The organism is Glycocaulis sp. (assembly GCF_052168375.1).
In the GTDB taxonomy this organism is placed as follows: Bacteria; Pseudomonadota; Alphaproteobacteria; order Caulobacterales; family Maricaulaceae; genus Glycocaulis.
Genome location: NZ_JBQLZR010000330.1, coordinates 1 through 4,718, shown reverse-complemented (window position 1 = coordinate 4,718; position 4,718 = coordinate 1). Strand labels below are relative to the sequence as shown.

General features: G+C 63.5%; 6 protein-coding genes and 1 pseudogene. 3 read left to right on the top strand and 4 right to left on the bottom strand.

Annotated elements, in window-relative coordinates; all coding sequences use genetic code 11:
* The 4 genes and pseudogenes from ACTS2Z_RS13745 to ACTS2Z_RS13730 all read right to left on the bottom strand — a co-directional run.
* Window positions 1-123 (bottom strand): annotated as a pseudogene (locus tag ACTS2Z_RS13745) (histone deacetylase family protein); the annotation flags it as partial.
* 46 nt (window positions 124-169) lie between these two features.
* The gene (locus ACTS2Z_RS13740; RefSeq protein WP_442573770.1) at window positions 170-613 is read right to left on the bottom strand and encodes an SET domain-containing protein; all 444 of its coding nucleotides are present in this window, start codon (window positions 611-613) and stop codon (window positions 170-172) included.
* Window positions 614-763: 150 nt separating this feature from the next.
* Window positions 764-1,195, bottom strand: coding sequence for an HIT family protein (locus tag ACTS2Z_RS13735; RefSeq protein WP_442573769.1), 432 nt, complete (start codon window positions 1,193-1,195; stop codon window positions 764-766).
* A gap of 67 nt (window positions 1,196-1,262) precedes the next feature.
* On the bottom strand, window positions 1,263-2,408 hold the full coding sequence (locus ACTS2Z_RS13730; protein WP_442573768.1) for a GNAT family N-acetyltransferase: 1,146 nt from the start codon (window positions 2,406-2,408) through the stop codon (window positions 1,263-1,265).
* Between the two features lie 95 nt (window positions 2,409-2,503).
* Between ACTS2Z_RS13730 and ACTS2Z_RS13725 the strand changes: the two genes are divergently transcribed.
* From ACTS2Z_RS13725 to ACTS2Z_RS13715, 3 genes are read left to right on the top strand one after another with little or no spacing between them, the layout of a single operon-like run.
* A complete protein-coding gene (locus tag ACTS2Z_RS13725) occupies window positions 2,504-3,247 on the top strand; it encodes an SDR family NAD(P)-dependent oxidoreductase (RefSeq protein WP_442573767.1) in 744 nt (247 codons plus the stop codon).
* Between the two features lie 25 nt (window positions 3,248-3,272).
* Window positions 3,273-3,734 (top strand): Holliday junction resolvase RuvX, encoded by a 462-nt coding sequence (ruvX, locus tag ACTS2Z_RS13720; protein WP_442573766.1) that lies wholly within the window; start codon window positions 3,273-3,275, stop codon window positions 3,732-3,734.
* Window positions 3,731-4,648 (top strand): AEC family transporter, encoded by a 918-nt coding sequence (locus tag ACTS2Z_RS13715; RefSeq protein WP_442573765.1) that lies wholly within the window; start codon window positions 3,731-3,733, stop codon window positions 4,646-4,648. Before ruvX ends, ACTS2Z_RS13715 begins: the two co-directional genes overlap by 4 nt.
* Window positions 4,649-4,718: the final 70 nt, after the last annotated feature.

The window sequence follows — 4,718 nt, the reverse complement described above, 5'->3', positions numbered from 1 at the left end:
GTCGCGAGGCGATAACGGCTCCAGCGCCCGCAACACGGCTTCGAGCCGTGCCACGCGCTCCGGGTGGCCGTCTGGGGTCAAGTGATCAAGACCGGTGGCGGACGTAATGGCTATCGTGCGCATGGCACGTGTCTGCCATCACCGCCCGCCCCGGACAAGCCTTCTGCAATCAGGCCGTTATGTGTGCGCCGCTTCCGTTCGCCATCACCCCATGATGGGCCGCATGGGCCGAGACCATGGAGGGAAGCATGTAGAAGTCCGGCTCGAACTCCGAATAATTGCAGGTAATCTCCTCGCCAGCCGCAATGTCGCGGATGGCATAGCCGAAGACCGAGTCGCGAAAATCGGTATTGGGCTCGAGCGAGTGGTTCATGTGCCGGCCATTATCGGCGTCCAGAACCAGCATCCCGGCCTCTTTCGGATGGGGATAGGTATAGCGCTCGACAAAGCGGCGAATGCTTTCAGGCAGGGTGGGAAGTTCTGCCTCGCCAATCAGCCGGTCAAACCCCGGCTCGAAGCGATAGATGAGTTGTCCCTTGCGGATCGGTTCAGCCGCAAAAACCCCAACGCCTTCAATGGCGCTGGGACCGACAAACGTGTCGATGAGTAACATGGTGCAAGAACGCCAGAACGCGCCCGTGCGTCGACGCGGGCGGGTAAAGGGGCAAGGGTGATTCTAGCCTCCCCTGCAGAGTGCGACGCTCCAGCGCCTATGATGCGCGAACTGTAAAAAATGCAAGCGGCATTTTGGTGGCAGATTGCCCTAGAGCGCCGCCCGGATCTTCACCGCCAGCGCTTCCAGATCGGCCGTGTCAGCCATCTTGGCATTGCCATGACCGGCAATCGCCTCGCCGTCGCGGCGCGGAATGATGTGAAAATGGATGTGGAAGACCGTCTGCCCCGCAGGCGCGCCATTGAACTGAGCGACAAACACTCCGTCCGGATCGAGGGCCCGCCGCACGCCAGCGGCCACGGCCTTTACCGCCAGAATGGTCTTTTCGGCGGCTTCCTCGGAGAGCTCAAACAGGTTACGCGCCGGTTCCTTCGGGATCACCAGAACATGTCCGGGCGCCTGCGGGAACACATCCATTATTGCCAGCGTGTGCTCATCCTCGTGCACCTTTACCGCCGGTGCCTCACCGCGCAGGATTTTCGCAAAGATGTTCTGGTCGTCATAACGGCCATCAAGGCTCATGGCAGGTCTCCGGGTGGCTCAATGCGGCAGAGCCTTTCCTAGCAAGCCGGCGACCGCCCGGCCAGCCTCAGCCGTCTTTGCGGAATGGGCTGTCGGCATCCAGCGCACCGATCTCGGCCGTGACCGCATGGCGTTCACGCTGGAGAAAGCGCCCCACGGCAGCGGCTAGGCCTTCGTGGGTCAGGAAATGCGACGAGCCCACAGCCCTCGGCCGGTAGCCGCGCGCCAGCTTGTGATGGCCCTGCGCGCCCGCCTCCACGCGGCTAAGGCCGTGCGCAATCGCGTAGTCGACGGCCTGATGATAGCAGAGCTCGAAATGCAGGCTGTCATGACCTTCCAGACAGCCCCAGTAGCGCCCGTAAAGCGCATCGCCGCCAATGAAGTTGAGCGCAGAGGCAATCCATTGCCCGTCCCGCCGTGCCATCACCATCAGTACCCGGTCTGCCAGACGCTCATGGATGAGCTGGAAGAACTCGCGGTTCAGATAGGGCGTGCCCCATTTGCGCGCTCCGGTGTCCTGATAGCAGGCAAAGAAAACGTCCCAGTGCTCTTCACTCAGAGCGCTGCCCGTCAGCTGGACGATCTCAAGCCCGTCCTGCGCAGTCTGGCGCTCCTTGCGCAGGCCCTTGCGTTTGCGTGACGCCAGATCGCCCAGGAAATCGTCATACGAGCCATAGCCGCGATTTTCCCAGACGAACTGGATATCCAGCCGCTCGGTCACAGAGTTTTGCGCCAGCTCGACCCGTTCGGCTTCATTGGCAAAGAGCACGTTCCAGCCCGACACGCCCCATTGTCCGGCAACGGATTTGGCCGCCGCGATGAGCGCCCGGCGTATCGCCGGATCGCCAGCCAGTATGCGCCTGCCCGTCACCGGAGTGAACGGCACGGCGGTCAGGAGTTTTGGATAGTACTCGCCGCCTGCCCTGTGCAGGGCATCGGCAAACGCGTGGTCAAAGACATATTCACCGTAGGAGTGGGACTTCACATAGAGCGGCAGCACGCCGACCAGCTTGCCGTGTGAATCCTCCGCCAGCAGATGGCGCGGTCCCCAGCCTGTCTCCTCGCTGGCACAACCTGATTGCTCAAGCGCCTGAAGGAAATTCCAGCTCAGGAACGGGTCAAAGGGCGCGCCTTCAGGATTGGCCACGCTGTCCCATTGCTCCGGCGCGATCTCCGCCAGCGCCTCGATCATCCGCACGCTGATTTCAGTCATCCATGCGTCTCGGCGCTTGCAGGAAGGGAACGAACGGGCTTGTCTCTCGCGATCATATAGAGCGGCAACGCAGCAAGTTGGAGGAGGCACCTGCCATGGGTAACAGGCTTTCGGGGAAAGTGGCATTCGTAACGGGCGGCTCGCGCGGTATCGGCGCGGCGATATGCACGGCGTTCGCCGATGAGGGCGCAACCGTCGTCCTCACCTATGGCGGCTCGAAGGACAAGGCCGAAGCCGTCGCTGCTGCCATCAACGCCAAGGGTGGCAAGGCCGAAGCGGTATCGTGCGATGCGCGCAAGGCCGGCGAGACCACGCGGGTCATGCAGGACGCTGCAACGCGCCATGGCCGCATCGACATCCTCGTCAACAATGCCGGCATCGCGCGCGAAGTGACGCTGCGCAAGATGAGCGATGAGGACTGGAACGATGTGATGGCCGTCAATGTCACTGCGCCTTTCGAGGCTATCCGCCTGGCCGCAAACATCATGGAGCCGGGCGGCTCCATCATCTCGGTCGGCTCGATCCTCGGTGATCGCGCGCCTTCGCCGGGCCTTGGCTCCTATTGCGCCTCCAAGGCCGCCGTGCAGATGCTAACCAAGGCCGCCGCGCGCGAGCTTGGCCGCAAGGGCCTGCGCGCCAATGTCATCCAGCCTGGCCCCATCGACACCGACATGAACCCGGCAGACGGCGAGACGGCCGATCTGCAGCGCCTGATGGTGCCGCTCGGCCGTTATGGTACGGCGGACGAGATCGCCAGCGTTGCGGTGTTTCTGGCCAGCGACGAATCGAGCTTCGTCACCGGCACCACTATCGACGTGGCAGGCGGCCTGACCGCCTGACCGTGTCTGAAAGCGATTGCGCGCCATGATCTTCCTGCATCCGGCACTCCTGCCACTAGGACCGCTCATGGCGCTTGATCCCGGCACGCGCACAATCGGCGTGGCGGCCTGCAATTCGGACCGCACGCTCGTCAGTCCGATAGAAACCATCGAGCGCACGAAATTCTCCGAGGACGCCGCGCGCATCTTTGCGCTCTACGATGCGCGGGCCTGCAAGGGCCTGATAATCGGCCTGCCCCTGCACATGGATGGCGGGGACGGACGGCGCGCGCAGTCGGCCCGTTCGCTTGCGACCAACATCCTGCGCCTGCGTGACATGCCTATCGCCTATCAGGATGAGCGCCTGTCCACCTTCGAGGCGGGCGAAACCCTGCTGGAGGCTGGGATTCCGATCCATCGCCACAAGACGATGATCGATGCCGAAGCCGCCGCCGTCATTCTGGAAGATGCGCTTTTGCGCATCGCCGAAGGTGTGCCGGAGACATGAACCCGGTCGTCATCGCCCTGTTTCCGGTTTTCGGCGTGATTGCGCTCGGCTGGCTGCTTCGGCGGTCCGGCCTCGTTGCTGCGCCGCTCTGGGCCGGAATTAACCGGCTTTCCTACCAGGCATTGATGCCGGCCTTCCTTTTCGTGACGATCAGCCGCGCGGACTATGATGCCGTACCGGCAGGCAGCTTCATGCTGGCCGCTGCGGGCGGGTTCATCGTCATGGGCGCGCTGATGCTCGCCTTGCGCATCCTGCCCATGCCGGGCCCGGTCTATACCAGCCTCTTCCAGGGCGGGGTGCGCTGGAACGGCTTCGTCCTTCTTGCCCTTGCGCCCGCCGCTTTCGGTGAGGAAGGGGCGGCTCTGGCCGCCCTGGCCTTCGCGCCGACCGTGCCGCTCGTGAATGTCATGTGCGTCGCCGTAATGACCATCTGGGGCGCCAGCGATCATCAGCCAAATCTCACACGCGTCGGTATCCGCCTTGTGACCAACCCGATCATTCTGGGGTGTCTAGCCGGCCTTGCCGCCAATCTCGCCGGCGTATTCCAGTCCGGACCGGTGGCAGAAGCGCTCGATCTGGCGGGCCGCGCCTCCCTGCCCCTGATCCTCCTGACCATCGGTGCCGGCCTCAACTTCACCGCGCTGCGGGCCCGGCCGGGGATCATCTCGTTATCCGTCACGGCGAAACTGATCGTCGCCCCGGCGATCTTCCTTGCACTGGGCCTCCTCTTTGGCGTTGAAGGCGTGGCGCTTGCCGTTCTGGTCGGCATCGGCGCGACTCCCGGCGCAGCCGCCGCTTATGTGCTGGCCAGGGAAATGGGCGGCGACGCGGAAATGATGGCAGGCCATGTCACGGCCACGACACTTCTGGCTGCCATCACCATGCCGATCTGGATAGCGATAGCCGCCTCATGACCTTGCAAATTCTGATCGTCTTCTTTCCCGCCTTCGTGCTGGTCGCGCTGGGCTATGCCTTGCGGCGGTG